Genomic DNA, 21,458 nt, shown 5'->3' with positions numbered 1-21,458 from the left:
CTATAACTATGATCGCACGGGTGTTGCGGGCCTGCGGCCCGCGCGGAACTATGGGCGTGGACCACATTGGCGGATGGCGGTTCGTTGATTGATCACTCCGGGGGGCGATGGAACCGGAGCAGCACAGGTGGATGGAGCGAAGGCAAGAGTTCTGATCTGCGATGACGATCCCTTGTTGCTCGAGCTGATGGAATTCAGGCTGCGGGCGAAGGGATACGAGGTCATCAAGGCGGTGGACGGGGCCGAAGCGCTTTCGAAGGCGGAGCGCGACGGGCCCGACATCATCGTGCTCGACGCCATGATGCCCAAGGCGGACGGCATCGAGGTGCTTGCGCGCATCAAGGGCGACCCCAACCTGTCCGAAACCCCCGTCGTCATGCTGACCGCCCGCAAGGCCGAAAAGGACATCGTCTCGGCGCTCGAAAAGGGCGCCGACGACTATCTTGTGAAGCCGTTCATCCCCGAGGAGCTGCTGGCCCGGCTGGCGCGCCTGATCGCGCGGAAGAAACGCTGATGCGGCAAAGCCGGCGCGCAGCCCTTGCCGCATGCATGTTCCTGGCAATGGCCGCGCCTCCCGGTGTTTCATGGGCCCAGACGGTCGACGAGCTTTACGCGTCCGGCGTCAAGGCGAGGCAGGCCCAGCATTTCGACGAGGCGGCGGATCTGCTCAAGCGCGCGTTGGCGCTGAAGCCCGACAATGCCGATGCCCTGGTGCAGCTCGGCTTTGTCGAGCTCGGCCGCAACGATCTGCCGGCCGCGCGCGACGCCTTCTCCAGGGCGCTGTCGCTCGCCCCGACCTATATGGATGCCAGCTTCGGCCTGGCCGAGGTCGAGTTCCGCTCCGGCAATCTGGATGCCGCGCTGCCGCTGGCCGAGAAGGCGGCGGGCGCCGAGCCCGGCAATGCCGATGCCGCCACGCTGGTCGAGACCATCCGCAAGGCAAAGCAGGCGGCCGGCGGCAAGCCCAAGCCGGCTCCGGCGACGGCAGCGTCCGCGAAGACGGCGCCGCTGTGGCGGCCCGATCCCGTCGCCGGGCTGATGGAGCAGGGCAGGCGGCTCAAGGCCGCGGGCAAGCTGGCCGAGGCCGAGCGGGCCTATCGCCGGGCGCTAAAGCTGGCGCCGAGGAACACCGACGTCCTGGTCGCCCTTGGCCTGGTCGCTGGCGCCGGCCAGCGCTTCGACGAGGCCGGGCAGTTCTTCGACCGGGCCCTGGCGATCAAGCCCGGCTTGCTCGACGCCCGACTCGGCAAGGTCCGCCTGGCGATCTGGCAAGGCGACGGGCCGCGCGCCCGCGCGATAGTCGATGACGTGCTGGCCTCAGCGCCGGACAATGTCGAGGCGCTGAACCTCGACGCCAGGATTTCTCTTCTCGAAGCGGACTACACGCGGGCCGGGCAATCATTCGATCGCGTGCTTGCGATCGATCCGCGCAATGCGGAGGCGCTGTTGGGGATCGGCGACGTCCGCCGCGCCGAGGGCGACGACGCGGCCGCGCGGGCAGCCTACAACCAGGCGCTCGCCATCGAGCCCGGCTCCGCCGAGATCGAGCAGCGGCTGGCGGTGCCGCCGCCGCGCAAATGGCGGCTCGACATCGGCACGGAGGTCAGCGACCTCACGGGCGGCCTCGGCGACTGGACCGACAGCGCGGCCGGCCTTGCCTATCGGCTGTCGCCGGCGACGACCCTTTCAGGCCGCACGCGGGTGGCGACCCGCTACGGACACACCGACGTCCAGGTCGAGGGCCGCATCGACCAGGCATTTTCGCCCGCCTTCTCCGCCTATGCGCTGGCAGCCGCAACGCCGGATGCCGATTTCCTGGCGCGCTATTCGATCGGCGCTGGCGCGTCCTGGCAGGTCGTGGCGCCGGCGAAAGCGTTCGGACCGGTCTCGCTCAACATCGACGCCCGCTACGACGATTTCGCCGATACCGGCGTCACCACCGTCTCGCCCTGGGTGCAGGGCTACATTTTCGACGGCCGGCTCGGGCTGTCCGCCCGCTGGGTGCATGCCGAGGACGATATCGGCACCCGCGCCGACGGCTATGTGCTGCGCGCCGACCTCGCGGTGACGCAGCGCTTCAACGTCTTCGGCGGCTACGCCGACGCGCCGGAAATCTCCGACGGCACGCTGGTGCCGACGCGCACCGTCTTTGGCGGCGTTTCCTTCGACGTCACCGATCCGCTGACGCTGCGCGCCAGCATCGCGCATGAGCAACGCCCGACATTCGACCGAACCATCGTCGGGCTCGGCCTGACCGCGCGGTTCTGACCATGTGGTACGTCTGGGACCTCTCCATCCTGCTTGGCGCGCTTTCCATCGCGATCATGCTGATCCTGATCCTGCGCCGGGTGCTGCAGGAGCGCCGCGGCACGGCCAACGCCGATCAGCGGCGCCAGCTTCTGACGGCGCTGATCGCCTTCACCGAAAACCGCGACCGCGAGGCCCTGAAGGCGGCCATCCTCGCGGTGCCGGCCGGGGTGGCGATCAATGCCGGCTTCGAATTCCTGTCGCTGCTGCGCGGCGCGGAGCACGACGACGTCCTTGCCGCCTTCAAGGAATGCGGCATGCCGGCCCGTGTCGGCAGGCAGCTTGAACGAGGCAACGTCGCCGAACGCATCCACGCCGCCGAGATGCTCGCGGCGCTGGATTCGGAGGATGCGTCGGCACGCCTGCTTTCGGCGCTGGCCGAGGACCGCTCGCGCGAAGTCAGGATCGCCGCGGCCATCGCGCTCAGCGATCTCGGCAGCCTGCCGCTGCTCGACTTCGTACTGGACAATATCGGCGTGGCGGGGCAGCGCTCGCGGCGCGTCATCGAGCTGTTCAGGCGCTTTCCGCGGACGCGCTTCAACGAGCTTGCGGTGCATGCATCGCGCGCGGACGGCGTGCCAGTCGTCAGGGCGGCCGCGATCGAAGCGCTGGCCCGCGCCGGCGGCTTCGGCTTCGCCGATTTCTTCGCCAGCCTCGCCGGCGATGCCTCACCCGAGGTCGCCGCCGCCGCGCTCCGCGCGCTCGGCCTGACCGGCCATGCCGACGCGCCGTCCATCCTGGCGAGCGCGATGGCGAGCGACGACCTCGACGTGCGCGCCGACGCCGCCGACGCCGCCGGCCGCCTCGGCCTCAGCGAACTCGCTGCGACGCTCGCCGGGCTGATGGACGACGAGGTGTGGACCGTGCGCTATGCCGCCGCCAACACGCTGCGCTCCTTCGGCCAGCCCGGCGAAAAGATGCTGCGCGCGATGGCCGCCAGCGACGTCTCGCGCAGCCAGCGCACCGCCTCGCTCATCCTTGCCGAGGGCCCTGCCACATGATCGCCGACTGGAGCCACCAGATCGTTCTGACAGCCTCAATCCTGTCCTGGTTCATCATCGGGGCCGGGCTGGCGCAAACGGCGATCTACCTGTTGCAGCTCATCGTCGCCGCCTACGCGCTGTCCATGCGCCCGCCGGTGGCGCGCTCGGCGCTGCTCTGGCACCGCTACGGCGACGTCGCGCCGCCGATCGCGCTTTTGGTGCCCGCCTACAACGAGGCACTGAACGTGGTCGAGAGCGTCCATTCCATGCTGGCGCTCGAATATCCGAATTTCGAGGTGATCGTCATCAACGACGGCTCGAAGGACGACACGCTGCAGCGCCTGATCGACGCCTTCAGGCTGGTGAAGTTCCACCGGCCCTACGAGGAGGAACTGGCGCACCAGCCGATCCGCGGCCTCTATTCCTCGCCGATGACCGAGCGGCTGTTCGTGGTCGACAAGGAGAATGGCGGCAAGGCCGACGCCCAGAACGCTGGCATCAATGTCTGCCGCGCGCCGGTCTTCTGCGTCATCGACGGCGATTCCATCCTCGAGCCCGACGCGCTGATGCGCGCCGCGCAGCCCTTCATCGACGACCCCGAGCGCACCATCGCGGTCGGTGGCACCATTCGCATCGCCAATGGCTCGACGATCGAGGCGGGCAGGGTGCGCGAGGTGCACCTGCCGTGGCGCCTGCTGCCGCTGTTGCAGGTGGTCGAATATCTGCGCGCCTTCCTGATGGCCAGGCTGGCCTGGAGCCGCATCAACACGCTGATGCTGGTCTCCGGCGCCTTCGGCATGTTCCGCCGCGCCGAAGTGGTGGCGGTCGGCGGCTTCACCAAGGGCTCGATGGGCGAGGACCTCGACCTCGTCATCAAGCTGCACCGCCACATGCGCGATACCAAGCGCAAATACCGCATCCAGTTCGTCCCCGAGCCGGTGTGCTGGACCGAGGCGCCGGAGACGTTGAGCGTGCTGGCCAGGCAGCGCACGCGCTGGCAGCGCGGCGCGCTCGAATGCTTCTTCCGCTACCGTTCGATGCTGTTCAACCCGCGCTATGGCCGCGTCGGCTTCCTCGGCTTCGGCCACATCCTGATCGTCGACGTGCTCGGCCCGGTGGCCGAGGTGCTGGGCTATATCCTGATCCCGGCCTTCTGGCTGCTCGGCATCCTGTCCGGCGAATATCTGCTCGCCTTCACCTCGCTCGTCTTCACCTACGGCGTCTGCGTCAGCGTCTGTTCGCTGGTGCTCGAAGAAGCCGAACTGCAGCGCTTCCCACGTGCGCGAGACCTTGCCGTGCTGACGGCGGTCGCCGTGATCGAGAATTTCGGCTACCGCCAGCTCAACAATTTCTGGCGCGTGAAGGGCTGGTGGCAGTTCCTGCGCGGCAACCAGGGCTGGGGCGAGATGACCCGGACCGGCCTCGGCGGCGCCAAGAAATAGGCGCGGCTGGGCGGCGACCGGCCGCGTCATTGCAATGTGCGCTCGACCTCCGCGATCAGCGCATCGAGCGCCGCGCCAACCGCCCCGCCATCCGCCTGCTCGGTGAGCAGCGTCTCCAGAGCCGATGCCTTGGCGCTGATCTCCGGAAAGCCGAACGTGCCGGCCGCGCCCGCCAGCGAGTGCGCGAGCCGGATCAGCGGATCGTTGCCGGGCAGGGGAGTCTCACGTGCGACCTTCAGCTCGGTGAGCTGATCGGCGCAGCGGGCGAGGAAGCGCTGGCGGAGGGGAGCGAAGGGATCGGTGGAGATGGGGGTGCTCCGCGGCTGGGTGAGAGGGTATTCAAGCAGAAAGCGGGGTGGGTTGGAATGGCGGGCTGGGGCTGCTCATCGCTGTGGCCTGGTTCAGGCGGCATGATGTCCTGGTTTGAGCCAAACCGGTCATTCAAAACCTGCTCCTAGACAGGCTGTCTCCCCTGGTGGATCATGCGGTGGGTGGGCAAGCCAGGGGCGCCGCCATGGACGTCGGAGGTTGGCTGCGGAGGCTTGACCTCGAACAGTATGAGGACGCCTTCCGCGAGAATAAGATCGACGAGACGATCCTGCCGATATTGACGGCCGAGGATCTGAAGGATCTTGGCGTCGGATTTGTCGGACACCGTCGTAAGCTGCTCGACGCCATCGCAGCCTTGCGCGCTCAAGCAGGCGCACCGACGCCGCTTTTATCCGATGCGCCTCTGGCAATCGACAACGCAGCGAAGGACACCGCTGAGCGCCGCCAGGTCACCGTGATGTTCTCGGACCTTGTCGGCTCGACAGCACTCTCCGCGCAAATGGACCCTGAGGATTTGCGGGAGGTGATTGCGGCCTATCAGAAGTGCGTTGCGGAGGCCGTGCGTCGCTTTGGCGGGTTTGTGGCCAAATACATGGGCGACGGCGTGCTGGTGTATTTTGGCTATCCAAAGGCGCATGAGGACGACGCAGAGCGAGCCGTGCGGGCCGGGCTGGCGGTCGTTGATTCGATCGCAAGGCTCGCGACCCCGGCACAAGGCGCGCTTGCGGTGCGCGTCGGCATCGCTACGGGGCTGGTGGTGGTGGGCGATCTCATCGGCGAAGGAGCGGCGCAGGAGGAAGCGGTGGTCGGCGAGTCGCCGAACCTGGCGGCACGGCTGCAGGCATTGGCGGCGCCCGGCGAGATCGTGATCCCGCTCGCGACGCGCCGACTGCTCGGCGGGCTGTTCGAGTTCGCCGACCTGGGCTTCCACGAGCTGAAGGGGTTCGACGCCCCGATCCGCGCGTGGCGAGTGCTTCGCGAGAGTGCCGCCGAGACCCGGTTCGAAGCGCGCGCGACGAGCGGCCTCGCCCCCACGGTCGGGCGCGAGCACGAGCTTGCTCTGCTCGCGGAGCTTTGGAGCAAGGCCGCGTCCGGCGAGGGGCAGGTGGTCCTGCTCTCCGGTGAGCCCGGCATCGGCAAGTCGCACCTGATTCAGGCGCTCCGCGAGCGTCTGCGCGACCGGCCGCACATCCGCATCCGCTGCCAGTGCTCGCCGTTCCACGCAAACAGCGCCCTTCGCCCGTCGATCGTCCAGCTCACCCGCGCGGCTGGCTTCCACCCAGACGATCCGCCGAGCGTGAAACTCGACAAGCTGGAGCGCCTCCTGGCGCGCTCTACAGACAAGGTCCGGGATGACGCCCCTTTGTTGTCGGCGTTTCTTTCGCTCCCGGTGGGCAGCCGCTACGCACCTCTGAACCTCAGCCCTCAGCGCCAGAAGGAGCTCACCCTCGAGGCGCTGATCCGGCAGCTTGTTGGCCTGGCGGCCCGCCAGCCCGTGCTGTTGGTTTTCGAGGATATCCACTGGATTGATCCAACGTCGCTGGAGCTTCTCGACCGATTGGTTCCGCAGATCCCCCGCCTTTCAGTCTTGGCGATCTTCAGTTTCCGCCCTGAGTTCGAGCCGCGGTGGATCGGCCACCCGCGGGTCACCTCGCTCGCGCTGAACCGCCTGAGCCGCCGGCAGGGCGCGGCGCTGGTAGAGCGGTTGACCGGTGGCAAGGCGCTGCCGGGCGGGCTGCTCGAGCAGATGGTGGCCAAGACAGACGGCGTGCCCCTGTTCCTCGAGGAGGTGACCAAGGCGGTCATCGAATCCGACGTGTTGACCGATGAAGGCGACCGCTACGCGCTCTCGGGTCCGCTGCCACCGTTGGCGATCCCTGCAACCCTGCAGGATTCTCTGGTGGCGCGGCTCGATCGGCTGGTGATGCCGGCGCGGGAGGTCGCGCAGATTGGCGCCGCCATCGGCCGCGAATTCTCTTATGAGCTGCTGGCGGCTGTCGCGCAGCGCGAGGAACGGGAACTGCAGGGCGCCCTCGACCAGCTCATCAGCGCCGAGCTCGTGATTGCGCGCGGCCGGCCGCCGCACGCGACGTGCACCTTCAAGCACGCATTGGTGGGAGATGCCGCCTATGCCACCTTGCTGCGCAGTCGGCGCCAGCAACTGCACACCCGGATCGCCCACGCGCTCGAGCAGCATTTCGGCGAGGTCGTCGAACACGAGCCGGAGATCGTGGCTCAGCACTATACGGCTGCAGGCCTCTCGCTTCAGGCCATCGGCTACTGGCAGCGCGCGGGAGAGAGCGCCAACGACCGTTCGGCCAACGATGAGGCCCAGAACCATCTGCAGAAAGCGCTGAACCTGATCGAAACGCTCCCTGCGGGCCCGGAGCGCCAGCGGCGCGAGCTCGCAGCGCTAACGGTGCTGGGCCGCGTGCTCGCCGCCAAAAGCGGCTACGCAAATCCCGAGGTCGAGCAGGCATATTCTCGCGCGCGCCGCCTTTGCGAGCTGATGCCGGAAGATGCGGATATCTTCCCGGTTCTGCTCGGCCTGGCCATCTACTCGGCCACGCGCGCCGAACTGACGTCGGCGCACGAGCTGAGCGGACGGCTGCTCGACCTTGCCCGGCAGAGTAACGATCCCGTGTGGGTGGTCGAAGCCCATTATGCCCGGGGGGTCGGCTTTTCCTGGCGCGGCGCCTTCAGGGAGGCACGCAAACATCTGGAGCTGGCCTCCGAATCGTATCGCCCACAGCGACATCGAGCCCATCTCGCCCTCTACGGCCAGGATCCCGGACCGATTTGCCTGTGTCGTGGGTCGGCGGTGCTTTGGCAACTCGGCTACCCCGACCAGGCGCTGGCCCGGATGGAAGACGCTCTTGCCTTGGCCGAGCGATTGGCGCACCCCTTCAGCCGCGCCTACGTGCTGACATGGGCAGCGTGGTTACGAATATTCCGGCGCGAGGTGGCCGAAGCCGAGGAGCAAAACGAGCGTGCGCTCACCTTCGCGACCGAGCAGGCGTATCCCTTTTGGACTGCCATGGCCGCCCAGCAGAAGGGATGGCTCTGGGCGAAGCAGGGCCATAGGGAGCGGGCGATCGCCCAGATCGAGGATAGCCTGGCCCGGATGCAGGCCGTCGGAACGCAGGTGACGCAGGCGTACACGATGGGACTGCTCGGCGAGGTGCTAGGCAGCGTCAATCGCGCGTCCGACGGCGTGCGCCTGATCGATCGGGCCCTCGACCAGGTGAACCGGACCCGCGAGCAGTGGTGCCATGCCGAATTGCTGCGGCTCCGGGGTGCCCTATGCGCTGCCGCGGAACCAGGCGATTGCCGCGAGGCCGAAATCTCGTTCCGCCAGGCGATCGAACGGTCTCGCCAGCAAGGTGCCAAATCCTGGGAGCTCCGCGCCGCCACATCGCTTGCGCGGCTTTTGGCCGAACAAGGCAAGCGCGCCGAGGCGCACGACCTGCTCGCGCCGACCTACGGCTGGTTCACCGAGGGCTTCGACACGCTCGATCTGAAAGAGGCCAAGACCTTGCTCGACAAGCTGGGGGCATGATCACATGCCAGCCATGCAATGTCCGGTGCTGGCGCATTCCGGACACCGATCTCGCGCTGAGTCAGTGCCACGCGTTCAAAATATCGAGCGAGTAGTCCATCGCGGCCTCGTCCCGGCTATCCGCCCGCGTGTTCGTTGCGACCGTGAGCCGCGATGAACATGGCGACAGCCGACCGGCAATAGGATTCGATTTCGTCATCGTCCTCTGCTCTCGCCTCATCAAAGCGTGCAATAATTAGAAGATCGGAGCCTTTGAAAAGTGCGGCAAACAAGCGGGCGGACCGGAGAGGATCGGGCACGTTGAGCACCGCCTTCGCGTGCAACTGACGTAACAGGGTCTCGATTTGGGCGACGATGTGGGCGGGGCCGGCTTCGTAATGGAGCTTGCTCAACGACTTTTGGTTCGGCGTGTCGGCCATGACTATGGCTTCGACGTTGCGGACATCGGGGCGCAGCAGCGTGCGAAGCATCGACGATCCCACCGCCATAAGCTGATCCTCGGCCGAGCCATCGACGCCTTCAAAAAGTGCCTGTGGGATTAACTGCTGACAGCGGACCGCAAAGGCCGCGCCAAACAGCGCCTCTTTGTTCTCGAAGTGCTTGTAAATGCTGAGCTTCGATATCTTCGCTCGCTGGGCGACCTTGTCCAAGGTCGTCGCTTGAAAACCCAATTCTGCAAAGAGTTCGCCTGCGGTGTCGACAATGGTTTGGCCAAGCGCCTCATTGGCGGGCCGGCCACGCCGGCCTCGACTATTTTCGGTCATCTCAATTACAGTCCTTGACAGTATCGTAATTCATGAATTACGATACTACGCAGTTTCGGAAATTCCAAGAGTGGATTCTATCGTGTCCTCCAAATCAGCATTACCTTGGCCGCCTACCGATATCGAATGCGCATCGCCGGACGATTCTGCGTGCCAGCCTCAGCCCAACCCGCTTCATACGCAACACGGAGCCCATCACCATGGATGACGTCATCATCATCGGCGGCAGCTTTGCTGGCCTTGCCGCCGCCCTGCAACTCGGCCGTGCCCGCCGCAAGGTCACCGTTCTCGACACTGGCCTGCCGCGCAACCGCTTCGCCGGACACTCGCATGGTATGCTTGGTCACGATCACAGGCCGCCGCTGGACATCCTGGCCGAGGCGCGCCGGCAGTTGGCGCGTTATCCTGCGATCAGTCTGGTCAACGCTCGGGCCGAAGAAGTCTCCGGCGGCATCGACGATTTCTCCGTCCTCCTGGGCGATGGCGAACGCCTTGGGGCACGTCGGCTGATCCTGAGCTATGGCATCACGGACCAGATGCCCGATGTGCCGGGGTTTGCCGAAAGCTGGGGCACGTCCATCGTGCCGTGCCCCTATTGCGACGGCTTTGAAGTCGCCGGCCAGCATTGGGGCCTCGTCTGGTCCGGCCCGCAGTCGCACAATCAGGTCAGGCTGTTCCACGATTGGACTGACAGGTTGACGGTCTTCTCCGATGGCCACGACATCCCGGCCGATATCCGGGCCGATCTGGAGCGTCGCAACACGCCTGTCTTCGATGGCCGGATCACTGAAATCACCCGTCACGGCGGCCGTAATCCCACCCTCAAGCTCGATTCCGGCCGTGATGTCGCTGTCGACATTCTGTTCGCGCATCCGCGCAACAAGCCGTCCGCCGGCCTGCATGAATCACTGGGCCTCGCCACGGCCGCCACGCCCCTTGGCATCGTCCTCAAGGTTGATGAGCGCCGCGAAACCAGCATGCCCGGCATCTACGCCGCGGGCGACCTCACTAACCCCATGATCCCCTCGGTCACCACGGCATCGTGGCAAGGCGCGATGGCGGGCATCTTCGCCCAGCAGTCGATGCTGGTTTGAGAGGCGCGCCTGGAATCACCTTGTTGCAAGACATTCAAATTTGAGCTTCCGCGCTCATGCTTTGTCGAGAGTATCTCCTTTAGTCTCCTAGACCTTCTGCGCCGTAAGTTTGGCCGTTTTGCATCGCCGTCGGCGACGATGACGACGAAATAGGAGAACGCAATGACTCGCAGTCACGTTGAACGTCTTGGAGAGTTCAGGGAAATCCTCGTCGCGACCCGACGCGAAGGCGTCCGTAACGTGCACCATACCCGCGACGCAATGCGGGCAAGTGGCTTCCAGATCGGGGACAGCGATGGCTCCAGCTACGGTGCCCAACTGAAGGCGCTCCAGGAGGAAATCGAGGCAGTCGATCGCGCCATCGAAGACGAGAAGCGGCTGGCCTTGACCATCGAGAGCGCGACTCAATCCCGCCGACCGACCAAGCCGAGAATCGTGAAGGGGACGTAGAGCCAGGTACTGGCGCTCAGCGGGGTGGGGTGGAACGTGTGCAGCCGAGCGCAGCGCTTTCCCCGCGCCAGACCATGACCGGCCTCCACGGCGCCAATCGAAAGCGCCCATGACGGGGTTGACCGCTTGTGCCACAGCATTCCTTCAGATTGTGTTGCCGCTGCAACCTGCTAGCGCGGTCCAAAGGACACAAAATCCCCCTTGCCAACCTCCCCACCTTCCCCTAACCTCCCTGTGAGAAAACCTTTTCCCAAATCGCTCCGCGCTCGCTGACCTCACCCGTCATCACCGCGCAGGGCGATAAGAGAAAACCTTTTCCCAACTCAGGGATGCGCCTCGACACATGTCCTCCGACGCCTTGCCAGCGCCAGCCCCGGTCACCCTACGTGAGGTGGCATTGGCCGCCGGCGTCAGCGTGGCGACGGCCTCGAAGGCGCTGAACGGGCAGGGGCGGATGACGGCGGAGACGCGCGAGCGTATCCGCGAGACGGCGCAGCGGCTTGGCTTCCGGCCGAACAGCCTGGCGCAGAGCCTGCTGCGAAAACGCTCCTTCACCGTCGGGCTGCTCACCAACGATACTTACGGCCGCTTCTCGCTGCCGCTGATGGCCGGCGTCTCCGATGCGCTGGTCGATGCCGGCGTCTCGGTCTTCCTGTGCAATGTCGAAGACGATTCGCGCCTTGGCCAGCTCCATGTCGAGGCCATGCTCGACAAGCGCGTCGACGGCATCATCGCCACCGGAAAACGCATCGACCGCCATCTGCCGATCGACCTCTCCAATCTGCGCATTCCGGTGATCTATGCCTTCACCCAGCCCGATCCGGGCTCGGTCGCCTTCGTCTCCGACGATGCCGGCGGCGCGCGGCTGGCGGTCGAGCATTTTTGTGGGCTCGGACGCCGGCGCATCGCCCATGTCAGCGGGCCGGCGAGTTTTGCCGTCGTGCATGAGCGCGCGCGTGCCTATCGCGAGGTGCTGGCCGAGCACGGCCTGCCGGTGGCCGAACCGCTGCTCGGCGCCTGGTCGGAAGGCTGGGGGCATGAGGCCGTCGCAAAGCTCTTCGACGGCAAGGCGGGCAGGGGCGAGATGCCCGACGCCGTCTTCTGCGGCAACGACCAGATCGCGCGCGGCGTCATCGATGCGCTGCGCGAGCGCGGCATCGGCGTGCCCGAGGATGTCGGCGTCATCGGCTTCGACAATTGGGAGATCGTGGCCGAGGCGACGCGCCCGCCGCTGACCTCGGTCGACATGAACCTGGCCACGCTCGGCCGCGAGGCCGGGCTCGCTCTGCTTTCGCTCGTCGGCGGCCAGGCGGCCGCGCCGGGCATTCGAAAACTGCCGTGCCGGCTGGTGGTGCGTCAGTCATGCGGCCGCCCAGTGGGCGGCTAGGAGAACGCGCGGCGCGATCTGGGAGAGCGCCGCAATAGGGAGGAGAACCAATGAGGAGGAGAACCATGAAGACCATGATTGCCGGGCTCGCGCTCGCCGCGAGCATTTTTGCTCTGCCTGCTTTCGCCGCCGACACCGCCAACATCTGGGTGCGCGCCGACGGCTCGAACTTCATGCCGCGCATCGTCGATGCCTTCAACAAGGGCCACGAGAACCAGATCAAGCTCGACATCATCCCCAATGCCGAGATCATCCCGAAATACGGGGCGGCCGCCGCCGGCGGCACCGCGCCCGACGCGCTCTCGCTCGATCTCATCTACACGCCGTCCTTCTCGGCCGCCGGCCAGCTCGAGGACATCACCGACTGGGCGAAGTCGCTGCCCTATTTCGCCAGCCTGTCGCCGGCGCATGTGAAGACCGGCACCTACAAGGGCCGCATCTACGGCCTGCCGTTCTCTGCCGATAGCTCGGTGCTGATCTGGAACAAGAAGCTGTTCAAACAGGCCGGGCTCGATCCGGAAAAGGGCCCGACCAACTGGGCCGAGATCGAGGCCGACGCCGAGAAGGTCAACGCGCTCGGCGGCGACATCAAGGGCTTCTATTTCTCCGGCAATTGCGGCGGCTGCAACATCTTCACCTTCACGCCGCTGATCTGGGCTTCGGGCGGCGACATCCTCTCCGAGGACGGCTCCAAGGCGACGCTGGACAGCCCGCAGCTGCGCGGCGCCATCGACCTCTACCGTTCGATGGTCAAGAAGGATCTGGTGCCAGCCGGCGCGCAGACCGACACGGGCGCCAATTTCTTCGCCGCCTTCGCCGCCGGCAACATCGGCATCTCGCCGTCCGGCGCCTTCGCCATCGGCGCGCTCAACACGCAGTACCCGAATGTCGATTACGGCGTCACCTTCCTGCCGGGCAAGGATGGCGGCTGGTCGTCCTTCGCCGGCGGCGACAATTTCGTCGTCACCAAGGGCACCAAGAAGCTCGCCGTGGTGAAGGAATTTCTGGACTTCGCCTATTCGCTCGAAGGCCAGACGCTGCTCGCCAAATACGGCAGCCTGCCGGTGCGCGGCGACATCGCCAAGGAGGCGCTGAAGGACCTCGACCCGCGCTACCAGATCGCCGCCGAGGCGATGGCCAAGGGCAAGACGCCCTATACGGTGGTTTTCAACGACCTGATCAACTCCGCCAACGGTCCGTGGACGCAGATGGTCAACGAGGTCTTCTTCGGCGACGATGTCGACGGCGCGATTTCGAATGCGCAGGAGACCATGCAGTCGATCATCGACCAGGCGCCGCAGAAGTAGCGCCGCCCTCAACCTCCCCTTGAGGGGAGGTCGGACCCGCAGGGTCCGGGTGGGGTCGCCCCGGCAGTGCTCGACGCCATCTCCCCGTCGGCGCGCGTCGCGGCGGACCCCACCCCCGGCCTTCGGCCGGACCCTCCCCTCGAGGGGAGGGGGACGCAGCGCCAAGCAGGACTATCGCGTTGAGAAAGCACTCATCTAACCGGAATGCCGCGGGACGCAGGCAGTTAGGCTCCCCCTTCTCCCCTTGTGGGAGAAGGTGTCGCCGAAGGCGACGGATGAGGGGTGCTCCAGCTTGGCAAGGACGGCGATCCTTCGCGCACCCCTCATCCGTCTCGGCGCTGCGCGCCGATCCACCTTCTCCCACAGGGGGAGAAGGGGAAGTGAGTGCTTACCCATGACCACCATAACCGCAGAAACCGCAGCCCCCGCGCGCCCGCGAAAGCTGGTCGGCGCCGGGCGTCGGCAGTGGATCGGGCTGCTCTATGTCGCGCCGGCGGTGGCGCTGGTCACGGTGTTCTTCATCGTGCCGCTCGGCATGACGGCGTGGATGTCGCTGCACAACTGGCCGCTGATGGGCGAGCATTCCTACATCGGCCTCGGCAACTACTGGGCGATCCTGCGCGACACGCGCTTCTGGAACGCGCTGCGCTTCACCGGCTGGTACACGCTGGTGGTCACGATCGCGATCTTCGCCGTCGCCTTTCCGCTGGCGATCTTCATCGAGCGGCCGCGGGCGATGACCAATGTCTACCGCACCGCCTTCTTCATGCCGGCCGTCATCGGCTTCGCTTCGGCGAGCCTGCTCTGGTCGTGGCTCTTGAACGTCGATTCCGGCCTGTTCAGCCCGGCCGCCTACGCGCTCGGCCTGACCGAGAAGAAGTTCAACCTTCTGGCCACCTTCCAGCCGGCATTCTGGTCGATCATCGCCATGGTCGTGTGGAAGGTCGCGGGCTTCACCATGATCATCCTGATGACCGGCCTGCAGTCGATCCCGTCGGAACTGCAGGAGGCGGCGATGATCGACGGGGCAGGGCCGTTCGCGCGCTTCCGCGCCATCACCCTGCCGCTGATGCGCCGCACGCTGGCGCTGGCGCTGATCCTGTCGGTCGCCGGCTCCATCCTCGCCTTCGACCAGTTCTACATCATCCTGCGCGGCGGCCCGCGCAACCAGACGCTGACCGCCGTCTACTGGATCTTCAACCAGTCCTTCGTGTCGTTCAAGCTCGGCTACGGCGCCGCACTTTCGATGATTCTGCTTCTGATCCTCGTCGTGCTCAGCCTCGTCCAGCTCTGGCTGCTGCGCAAACCGGAGGGGGTCGACTGATGGCGCAGGCGCGCAGCCGCAACAGCCGCATCCGGCTCGGCATCGCCGAGCACTTGACCGGCATCATCGCCTCGCTGCTGTTCCTGGCGCCGATCGTCTGGACGGTGCTGTCGGCCTTCAAGCCGTCGCAGGAGGCGCGCCAGCCGCCGCTGCCGCCATGGCCGACCACCGGCTTCTCGGTCGAGAATTACGGCACGCTCAACACTTTCGGCGACGGGCTCTGGCTGCCGGCGCAAAACAGCATCTACGTCTCGGTGATGACGGTGGTGTTTTCCGTCATCGTCAGCGTGCTTGCCGGCTACGGCTTCTCGCGCTTCCGCTTTCCCTTCAAGGACCTGCTGTTCGTCATCATCCTGTCGACGATCATGATCCCGTTCCAGTCGATCCTGACGCCGATCTTCCTGGTGCTGACCAAGGTCGGCCTGCACAACACGCTGACCGGGCTGGTCTTCGTCTATGTCACGCTGCAGCTGCCGTTCTCGATCTTCATGATGCGCAACGCCTTCGACGCGGTGTCGCGCGAGATCGAGGAGGCCGCCCGCATGGACGGCGCCAACAACGTCACCATGCTGCTGCAGGTCATGCTGCCGCTGGTCTGGCCGGGCATCGTCACCATCGCGCTGTTCGCCTTCCTCGGCGCCTGGAACGAGTTCCTGGCCGCGCTCGTGCTGATGACCGACCAGTCCAAGTTCACCCTGCCGATCATGATGACGGCGCTGCAGTCCGGCCGCTTCGGCGCCATCGACTGGGGTGCCGTGCAGGCCGGCGTCACCGTGATGATGGTGCCGTGCCTGATCCTCTTCCTGGCGCTGCAGCGCTTCTACATCCGCGGCCTGATGGCCGGCGCCGTGAAATGACGACAGCGAAATTGAATGGAGCAAGCCGATGACCAACGCCCAGAACACCGGCAGGCTGAGCCTCGCCTTCCGTCCGCTGCCGGTGCCGCAGGTCGACGTGCGCGGCTTCTGGGGCGATCGGGTCGATGCGGTCGCCGCGCGCACCGCCGAGATCCTCTACGAGCGCTGCGTCGAGGCCCGCATGCTGGAGCAGATCGACCCCGACCGGCCGTCGCCGGGCGTCGTCATCCCGTTCCATTCGCCGTCGCCCGACGAGGCCGCCAATCCCGGCTTCACCGGCTCGACGGTGACGACGCAGATGTTCTGGGACTCCGACTGGGGCAAGACCATCGAGACCGCCGCCTATTCGCTCTACCGGCGTCGCAACGATGCGCTGGAGAAGAAGATCGACGCCGTCATCGATCTCTACGGCAGGCTGCAGCAGCCCGACGGCTACCTGTCGAGCTGGTACCAGCGCATCCAGCCCGGCCTGCGTTGGACGAACCTGCGCGACTGCCACGAGCTCTACTGCGCAGGCCATCTGATCGAGGGCGCCGTCGCCTACTTCCAGGCCACCGGCAAGCGCAAGCTGCTCGACATCATGTGCCGCTATGTCGACCACATCGCCAATACTTTCGGTTCCGGGCCCGGCAAGAGGAAGGGCTATTGCGGCCATGAGGAGATCGAGCTGGCGCTGGTCAAGCTGGCGCGGGCGACCGGCGAGCAGAAATACATGGATTTGGCAAAGTACTTCATCGACCAGCGAGGGCAACTGCCGCACTATTTCGACGAGGAGGCGCGCGCCCGCGGCGCCGACCCGAAGGCCTATCATTTCAAGACCTACGAATACAACCAGTCGCACAGACCGGTGCGCGAGCAGGACAAGGTCGTTGGTCACGCGGTCAGGGCGATGTACCTGTTTTCCGGCATGGCCGATGTCGCCACCGAATATGGCGACGATACGCTGCGCGCGGCGCTCGACCGGCTGTGGGACGACCTGACCACCAAGAGCCTCTACGTCACCGGCGGCCTCGGCCCGTCGGCGCACAATGAAGGCTTCACCAGCGACTACGACCTGCCCAACGAGACCGCCTATGCCGAGACCTGCGCCGCGGTCGGCCTGGTGTTCTGGTCGAGCCGCATGCTCGGCATGGGGCCGAACGCGCGCTACGCCGACATGATGGAGCGGGCGCTCTACAACGGCTCGATCTCCGGCCTTTCGCTCGACGGCTCGCTGTTCTTCTACGAGAACCCGCTGGAAAGCCGCGGCCGGCACAATCGTTGGAAATGGCACCGCTGCCCGTGCTGCCCGCCCAATATCGGCCGCATGGTGGCGTCGATCGGCAGCTATTTCTACGGCCTCGCCGACGACGCGCTGGCGGTCCATCTCTATGGCGACTCGACCGCCCGCTTCGAGATATCGGGCAAGCCGGTGAGCCTGGTCCAGACCAGCAATTATCCCTGGGACGGCGCCGTCTCGATCCGCGTCGAGCCGCAGGCGCCGGTCGCCTTCACCTTGCACCTGCGCGTGCCGGCCTGGTGTCGCAAGGCGGCGCTCAAGGTCAACGGCAAGGCGATGGCTCTCGATGCCGCATCGAGCGACGGCTACGCGGCGATCCAGCGCGAATGGCAGAAGGGCGACCATGTCGAGCTCGACCTCGACATGTCGATCTCCCGCCTCTTCGCCAATCCGGAGGTGCGCCAGGACATCGGCCGTGTCGCGCTGGCGCGCGGCCCGCTGATCTACTGCGTCGAGGCGACCGACAATCCCGGCCAGTTGCACCGCATCAGCCTGCCGCGAACGGCGGAAATCGAGGCGCATCACGAGCCGAACCTGCTCGGTGGCATCGTCACGCTGTCGGCCACCGGCAGAAGGGAGGCGTCGGAGGATTGGCGCAACGGCCTCTACCGCGCCGAGCCGCCGGCGACGGAAGAAGCGAGGGTGAAGGCAGTTCCCTACTACGCCTGGGACAACCGCGATCCCGGCGAGATGCTGGTCTGGCTGCGGGAGGGCTGAAGGCCGATCTTACAGATGCACGAAAGCCGTGAGCGGCAAATGATCCGAGGCGACCCGCGACAGCGGCGTGTCGTGCGCTTCCACCGCCGAGACCATGTCGTTGCGGTTGCCCATGATCCTGTCCAGCGCAAGCACCGGCAGGCCTGAGGGAAAGGTCGGCACCGCCGGCGGCGTGTGCCCGAATGTGGTGTGCAGCGTGTTGAGCGCCGAGCGGTTGCCGAGCCGCCATTCGTTGAGATCGCCAAGCAAAAGCGTCGGCCTCTCGTCGGCGCTGCTCATGATGTCGAGCACGACGCGCGCCTGTTCGGAGCGCGAGCGGCGCAGCAGGCCGAGATGGGCGGCGATCACGCGCAGCGACCGCTTCTCGTCGAGATCGATTTCGGCGACCAGCGCGCCGCGCGGCTCGAGCCCCGGCAGCTTGATCTGGTGGACGTCGCGCACCGTGCCGCGTTTGAACAAAAGCACATTGCCGCGCCAGCCATGGCCCTTGCCGTTGCCGGACACCGGCACCGGCACCAGCCCGGTTTCGTGTTCGAGCCGCGCCAAATCGAGCAAGCCGGCGCGGTCGCCGAAACGGTTGTCGGCCTCCTGCAGGGCGATGACGTCCGGGCTGATTTCGCGGATGACGCGCGCGGTCCGTTCGGGATCGAATTTGCGGTCGGTGCCGATGCATTTGTGGACGTTGTAGGAAGCGACCACCATCTCGGGGCCGTCGACCCGCTTGCGCGGCGTCGCCTTTGCCTTCCGCGCCTTTCTGTGGCGGATCGACAGGAGCACGGTCTCCGGCAGGTTGCGTCCGTTTATCTCCATGGTCCTGCTGCTCTGTTCCTTGCGCTATAGATAGGGCGATCCCAGCCACAGCAACCGGTCGAAGACGCGGATGAAGAAGGGGCGGGCCTTCAACGTCTCAAGCGTCACCGGCTGCGCGGAGGCGATGGCCGATCCGATGCGTGCCTCGATCTCGGCGGCAAAGTCCGCATCAAGAACCTCCATGTCGATCTCGAAATTCAGCCTCAGCGACCGGGCGTCGAGATTGGAGGAGCCGATATAGGCCCAGACGCCGTCGATCGCCATCAGTTTCGAATGGTCGAAGGCGCCTTCGTGGCGCCAGACCCGGCAATAATGCTTCAGCACCTGGTCGAACTGCGCCGTCATCGCGCGGTCGACGAGGAAGAGGTTGTTCACCGCCGGGACGACGATGTCGATCTCGACACCGCGCCGTGCCGCCGTGGTCAGCGCGCTGATCAGTTCGCGGTCCGGCAGGAAATAGGGCGACATGATGCGGATCGATTTGCGCGCGACGGAGAACGCCCCCATCAGCAGCTTGTGGTTGGTTTCGTTCGAGGCATCCGGTCCGCTCGCCACCGCCCGCACCAGCATCGGCTGGCCGGGCGCCGACAAGGGTGCCGCCACCTGCCAGGTCTCGCCCTTCAGGGCCTCGTTGCCGGCGAAGCGCCAGTCCTCCGCCGCGACCGCGAACAGGTCGGCCACCACCGGCCCTGTGACCTTGAAATGCGTGTCCCGCGAACTGTCGGAACCGGCGAATTCGGCGGAGAATCCCTTGCGGATGTTCATGCCTCCCGTGAACGCCACCGTGCCGTCGACGATGAGGATCTTCCTGTGCGTTCTCAGATTGGCATAGGGCAGTCTCAGGCCCATGACGATGTTGCCGTTGAAGAGGTCGGTGGTGACCTCCGCCTCCTTGAGCTGTTTGAGGATGCTGGGCACGGAGTAGCGCACGCCGACGGCGTCGATCAGCACGCGCACGGCGACGCCGCGCCGGACGGCGCGGCCGAGCGCTTCGACGAACAGCTGTCCGACGGCGTCATTGTCGAAGATATAGGTCTCGAGCAGCACGCTGCGCTCCGCGCCGTCGATGGCGTGGCACATAGCGGCATAGGCCTCGTCGCCCGTTTCCAGGACGGCGATCGCGTTTCCTGAAGTCAGAGCGCGGCGTGCCACCCTGTCGCCCAACGTCTTCAGCCCGACGAAGCGCTGGCCGTACTCGGCCGTGATCAAATCCTCGGCGGCGATGTCGCGCTCCTGCTTGGCCAGAGCCGCCTCGCCGGAAAGCGGCCGCATGGCGCTGATCGTCGCGCGACGGATGCGGTTGATGCCGGCGATGGCGTAGATGATCGCGCCGAGGAAGGGCGACAGCAGCATCACGCCGACCCAGCCGGTGGCGGCGCGCACGTCTTCCTTGGTCATGATGGCGTGGACGATGCCGACGGCCGCCATCGCCAACGAGAGGATCAGGATAAGCTCGGACCAGTGACTCGCGATTGCCTGCAGCATCGGTCCGACTATTGTGCGTGCGGAAGCGGAAGGCAATGCGGTTGGTGGGACAGGTCGAGGACACGCTCTTGGCGAGACCTGCTAGGCGCAAACCGGTGGTGATCTCGTGCTTGTGGCGGGTCATGCGCGAGAAGGCGATGAACTCGAAGTGACGATTGGCGTCCGCAGACGCGGCAGAATTCAGCTGCGCCTCGCCACCAGCCGCAGCCAGGGTGTCAGGTGGAAGCCGGCCATCAGCAGATACATCGGCACCATGCCGCTGAGCATGGAGGCGCCGGGGCCGGGCATGCACATCATGTCGTGGCCGCCATAGGCGGCGGTCAGCAGCGCCATGACCGCGAAGGTCGGTGCTGCCGCCAGGCAGAGCCAGTCGGCGAGGCCGAAGCCGCTCAAGTCGTTGGGGCGAGGGGAATCAGCCGCCGCAAGGGCGCCGTCGTTTTCGCTGCTCATTGTATCCACTTTCCAAGGTGTAAGGGCCGTCAAGGCCCGATCGGGGATCGGCTCTGGCGGTGCGGCTAGCACCGCCAGAGTCGCTTCGCGCTCAGGCGTCCTTGTTGCGGAAGGCCGCTTCGCCGACATCCGACACCTCGACCCATCTCTGGTCGGGGGCGGCGCCCTCTTCGTAGTTGTCGTGCCAGTTCCACCATTTGTAGGTCTGGGTCTGCGGATAGCCCTCGGGCGAATCCTCCCATACCTCCTGGCGGCCGAGCGGGGTGACGTCGAGATAGCTCCAGACGGTGCCAAATGCCTCGTCGCCGCGATTGTTGATGAAATAGGTGCGGAAGATTCGACTGCCGTCGTGGATGAACACGTTGTGGCCGTGCCATTCGTCGACGCCGAAATCCTTATCCCAGCTGTCGGTGATCGTGTACCAGGGCATCTCCCAGCCCATCCGCTTCTTCAGCCGCGCGATGTCGGCCTGCGGCGCGCGCGAGGCATAGGCAAGCGTCGTGTCGCGGGCGTTGAGATGGGCAACGTTGCCGACCATGTCGGCGCCCAGCGAGCAGCCGCGGCAGGCATGTTCCGGCCAGCCATAGACGCCGGGCTCGAAGAATGCGCGGTAGACGACCAGTTGGCGGCGGCCTTCGAATAGGTCGAGCAGGCTTGCCTTGCCGTTCGGGCCGTCGAACATATAGTCCTTCTCGACCGCCATCCATGGCATGCGGCGGCGCTCGGCGGCGAGCGCATCGCGGGCCCGCGTCATCGCCTTCTCCTTCACGAGCATCTCTTCATACGCGCCTTCCCAGGCCTCCTGCGAAACGATCGGCGGTGTCTTCATGTGTTGGGTCATTGCTCTTGTCCCATTCTTTCGGTTTGGTTGGGGTGCGAGGACAGACATAGGGCCGGATGGCGCGATGATGAG

At 66.0% G+C, this 21,458-nt stretch carries 18 protein-coding genes; 12 read left to right on the top strand and 6 right to left on the bottom strand.

The window, feature by feature from the left end; all coding sequences use genetic code 11:
• The first annotated feature begins 127 nt into the window (after nt 1–127).
• The 4 genes from EN846_RS23205 to EN846_RS23190 are packed head-to-tail and all read left to right on the top strand — an operon-like array spanning nt 128 to nt 4,732.
• Nucleotides 128–514 (top strand): response regulator, encoded by a 387-nt coding sequence (locus EN846_RS23205; protein ID WP_127285144.1) that lies wholly within the window; start codon nt 128–130, stop codon nt 512–514.
• Nucleotides 514–2,268, top strand: a complete 1,755-nt coding sequence (locus EN846_RS23200) for a YaiO family outer membrane beta-barrel protein (protein ID WP_127393345.1) — start codon at nt 514–516, stop codon at nt 2,266–2,268. The genes EN846_RS23205 and EN846_RS23200 overlap by 1 nt, the downstream gene beginning before the upstream one ends.
• Nucleotides 2,269–2,270: 2 nt before the next feature.
• Nucleotides 2,271–3,308: a HEAT repeat domain-containing protein gene (locus tag EN846_RS23195; RefSeq protein WP_128346163.1), complete on the top strand. Its 1,038-nt coding sequence runs from the start codon at nt 2,271–2,273 to the stop codon at nt 3,306–3,308.
• A complete protein-coding gene (locus tag EN846_RS23190; protein WP_187331447.1) occupies nt 3,305–4,732 on the top strand; it encodes a glycosyltransferase in 1,428 nt (475 codons plus the stop codon). Before EN846_RS23195 ends, EN846_RS23190 begins: the two co-directional genes overlap by 4 nt.
• A gap of 26 nt (nt 4,733–4,758) precedes the next feature.
• On the opposite strand, the gene EN846_RS23185 is transcribed toward EN846_RS23190, so the two are convergent.
• Entirely contained in the window at nt 4,759–4,971 is a 213-nt protein-coding gene (locus EN846_RS23185) for an Hpt domain-containing protein (RefSeq protein ID WP_245478322.1), read from the bottom strand.
• Between the two features lie 275 nt (nt 4,972–5,246).
• Between EN846_RS23185 and EN846_RS23180 the strand changes: the two genes are divergently transcribed.
• Nucleotides 5,247–8,621 (top strand): AAA family ATPase, encoded by a 3,375-nt coding sequence (locus EN846_RS23180; RefSeq protein ID WP_128346644.1) that lies wholly within the window; start codon nt 5,247–5,249, stop codon nt 8,619–8,621.
• Nucleotides 8,622–8,737: 116 nt separating this feature from the next.
• Here the strand turns inward: EN846_RS23180 and EN846_RS23175 are convergent, their stop codons facing one another.
• Nucleotides 8,738–9,385 (bottom strand): TetR/AcrR family transcriptional regulator, encoded by a 648-nt coding sequence (locus tag EN846_RS23175; RefSeq protein ID WP_127394145.1) that lies wholly within the window; start codon nt 9,383–9,385, stop codon nt 8,738–8,740.
• Nucleotides 9,386–9,585: 200 nt separating this feature from the next.
• Between EN846_RS23175 and EN846_RS23165 the strand changes: the two genes are divergently transcribed.
• The 7 genes from EN846_RS23165 (at nt 9,586) to EN846_RS23135 (ending at nt 17,800) form a co-directional block, all read left to right on the top strand.
• Nucleotides 9,586–10,479, top strand: a complete 894-nt coding sequence (locus EN846_RS23165; protein WP_127394144.1) for an NAD(P)/FAD-dependent oxidoreductase — start codon at nt 9,586–9,588, stop codon at nt 10,477–10,479.
• 162 nt (nt 10,480–10,641) lie between these two features.
• Nucleotides 10,642–10,929 (top strand): hypothetical protein, encoded by a 288-nt coding sequence (locus EN846_RS23160; RefSeq protein ID WP_127285822.1) that lies wholly within the window; start codon nt 10,642–10,644, stop codon nt 10,927–10,929.
• A 343-nt stretch (nt 10,930–11,272) separates the two neighbouring features.
• Complete coding sequence (locus EN846_RS23155) at nt 11,273–12,316, top strand: LacI family DNA-binding transcriptional regulator (RefSeq protein ID WP_127285823.1); 1,044 nt, start codon at nt 11,273–11,275, stop codon at nt 12,314–12,316.
• Nucleotides 12,317–12,381: 65 nt separating this feature from the next.
• Nucleotides 12,382–13,623: a sugar ABC transporter substrate-binding protein gene (locus EN846_RS23150; protein WP_127310637.1), complete on the top strand. Its 1,242-nt coding sequence runs from the start codon at nt 12,382–12,384 to the stop codon at nt 13,621–13,623.
• A gap of 394 nt (nt 13,624–14,017) precedes the next feature.
• Entirely contained in the window at nt 14,018–14,947 is a 930-nt protein-coding gene (locus EN846_RS23145) for a sugar ABC transporter permease (RefSeq protein WP_127394074.1), read from the top strand.
• Complete coding sequence (locus EN846_RS23140; protein WP_127394073.1) at nt 14,947–15,804, top strand: carbohydrate ABC transporter permease; 858 nt, start codon at nt 14,947–14,949, stop codon at nt 15,802–15,804. Before EN846_RS23145 ends, EN846_RS23140 begins: the two co-directional genes overlap by 1 nt.
• A 28-nt stretch (nt 15,805–15,832) precedes the next feature.
• Complete coding sequence (locus EN846_RS23135) at nt 15,833–17,800, top strand: glycoside hydrolase family 127 protein (RefSeq protein WP_135859295.1); 1,968 nt, start codon at nt 15,833–15,835, stop codon at nt 17,798–17,800.
• Between the two features lie 9 nt (nt 17,801–17,809).
• On the opposite strand, the gene EN846_RS23130 is transcribed toward EN846_RS23135, so the two are convergent.
• From EN846_RS23130 to EN846_RS23115, 4 genes are all read right to left on the bottom strand, one after another.
• Complete coding sequence (locus EN846_RS23130; RefSeq protein ID WP_127284925.1) at nt 17,810–18,610, bottom strand: endonuclease/exonuclease/phosphatase family protein; 801 nt, start codon at nt 18,608–18,610, stop codon at nt 17,810–17,812.
• 24 nt (nt 18,611–18,634) lie between these two features.
• Nucleotides 18,635–20,095, bottom strand: a complete 1,461-nt coding sequence (locus EN846_RS23125) for a phospholipase D-like domain-containing protein (protein WP_127393509.1) — start codon at nt 20,093–20,095, stop codon at nt 18,635–18,637.
• 180 nt (nt 20,096–20,275) lie between these two features.
• A complete protein-coding gene (locus EN846_RS23120) occupies nt 20,276–20,545 on the bottom strand; it encodes a hypothetical protein (protein WP_245493417.1) in 270 nt (89 codons plus the stop codon).
• A 91-nt stretch (nt 20,546–20,636) separates the two neighbouring features.
• Complete coding sequence (locus tag EN846_RS23115; RefSeq protein WP_127393508.1) at nt 20,637–21,386, bottom strand: DUF899 family protein; 750 nt, start codon at nt 21,384–21,386, stop codon at nt 20,637–20,639.
• Between the last annotated feature and the right edge of the window lie 72 nt (nt 21,387–21,458).

The sequence above is a fragment of the Mesorhizobium sp. M4B.F.Ca.ET.203.01.1.1 genome, from assembly GCF_004791025.1.
GTDB classification, from domain to species: Bacteria; Pseudomonadota; Alphaproteobacteria; order Rhizobiales; family Rhizobiaceae; genus Mesorhizobium; species Mesorhizobium abyssinicae.
This window is presented reverse-complemented; position numbering and strand designations above follow the sequence as displayed.

Coding starts and splice junctions, on each gene's coding strand:
- EN846_RS23195 (WP_128346163.1), top strand. CDS start 2,271: ATGTGGTACGTCTGGGACCTCTCCATCCTGCTTGGCGCGCTTTCCATC.
- EN846_RS23190 (WP_187331447.1), top strand. CDS start 3,305: ATGATCGCCGACTGGAGCCACCAGATCGTTCTGACAGCCTCAATCCTG.
- EN846_RS23130 (WP_127284925.1), bottom strand. CDS start 18,610: ATGGAGATAAACGGACGCAACCTGCCGGAGACCGTGCTCCTGTCGATC.
- EN846_RS23200 (WP_127393345.1), top strand. CDS start 514: ATGCGGCAAAGCCGGCGCGCAGCCCTTGCCGCATGCATGTTCCTGGCA.
- EN846_RS23140 (WP_127394073.1), top strand. CDS start 14,947: ATGGCGCAGGCGCGCAGCCGCAACAGCCGCATCCGGCTCGGCATCGCC.
- EN846_RS23120 (WP_245493417.1), bottom strand. CDS start 20,545: ATGAGCAGCGAAAACGACGGCGCCCTTGCGGCGGCTGATTCCCCTCGC.
- EN846_RS23145 (WP_127394074.1), top strand. CDS start 14,018: ATGACCACCATAACCGCAGAAACCGCAGCCCCCGCGCGCCCGCGAAAG.
- EN846_RS23135 (WP_135859295.1), top strand. CDS start 15,833: ATGACCAACGCCCAGAACACCGGCAGGCTGAGCCTCGCCTTCCGTCCG.
- EN846_RS23160 (WP_127285822.1), top strand. CDS start 10,642: ATGACTCGCAGTCACGTTGAACGTCTTGGAGAGTTCAGGGAAATCCTC.
- EN846_RS23180 (WP_128346644.1), top strand. CDS start 5,247: ATGGACGTCGGAGGTTGGCTGCGGAGGCTTGACCTCGAACAGTATGAG.
- EN846_RS23125 (WP_127393509.1), bottom strand. CDS start 20,095: ATGCTGCAGGCAATCGCGAGTCACTGGTCCGAGCTTATCCTGATCCTC.
- EN846_RS23115 (WP_127393508.1), bottom strand. CDS start 21,386: ATGACCCAACACATGAAGACACCGCCGATCGTTTCGCAGGAGGCCTGG.
- EN846_RS23165 (WP_127394144.1), top strand. CDS start 9,586: ATGGATGACGTCATCATCATCGGCGGCAGCTTTGCTGGCCTTGCCGCC.
- EN846_RS23155 (WP_127285823.1), top strand. CDS start 11,273: ATGTCCTCCGACGCCTTGCCAGCGCCAGCCCCGGTCACCCTACGTGAG.
- EN846_RS23150 (WP_127310637.1), top strand. CDS start 12,382: ATGAAGACCATGATTGCCGGGCTCGCGCTCGCCGCGAGCATTTTTGCT.
- EN846_RS23175 (WP_127394145.1), bottom strand. CDS start 9,385: ATGACCGAAAATAGTCGAGGCCGGCGTGGCCGGCCCGCCAATGAGGCG.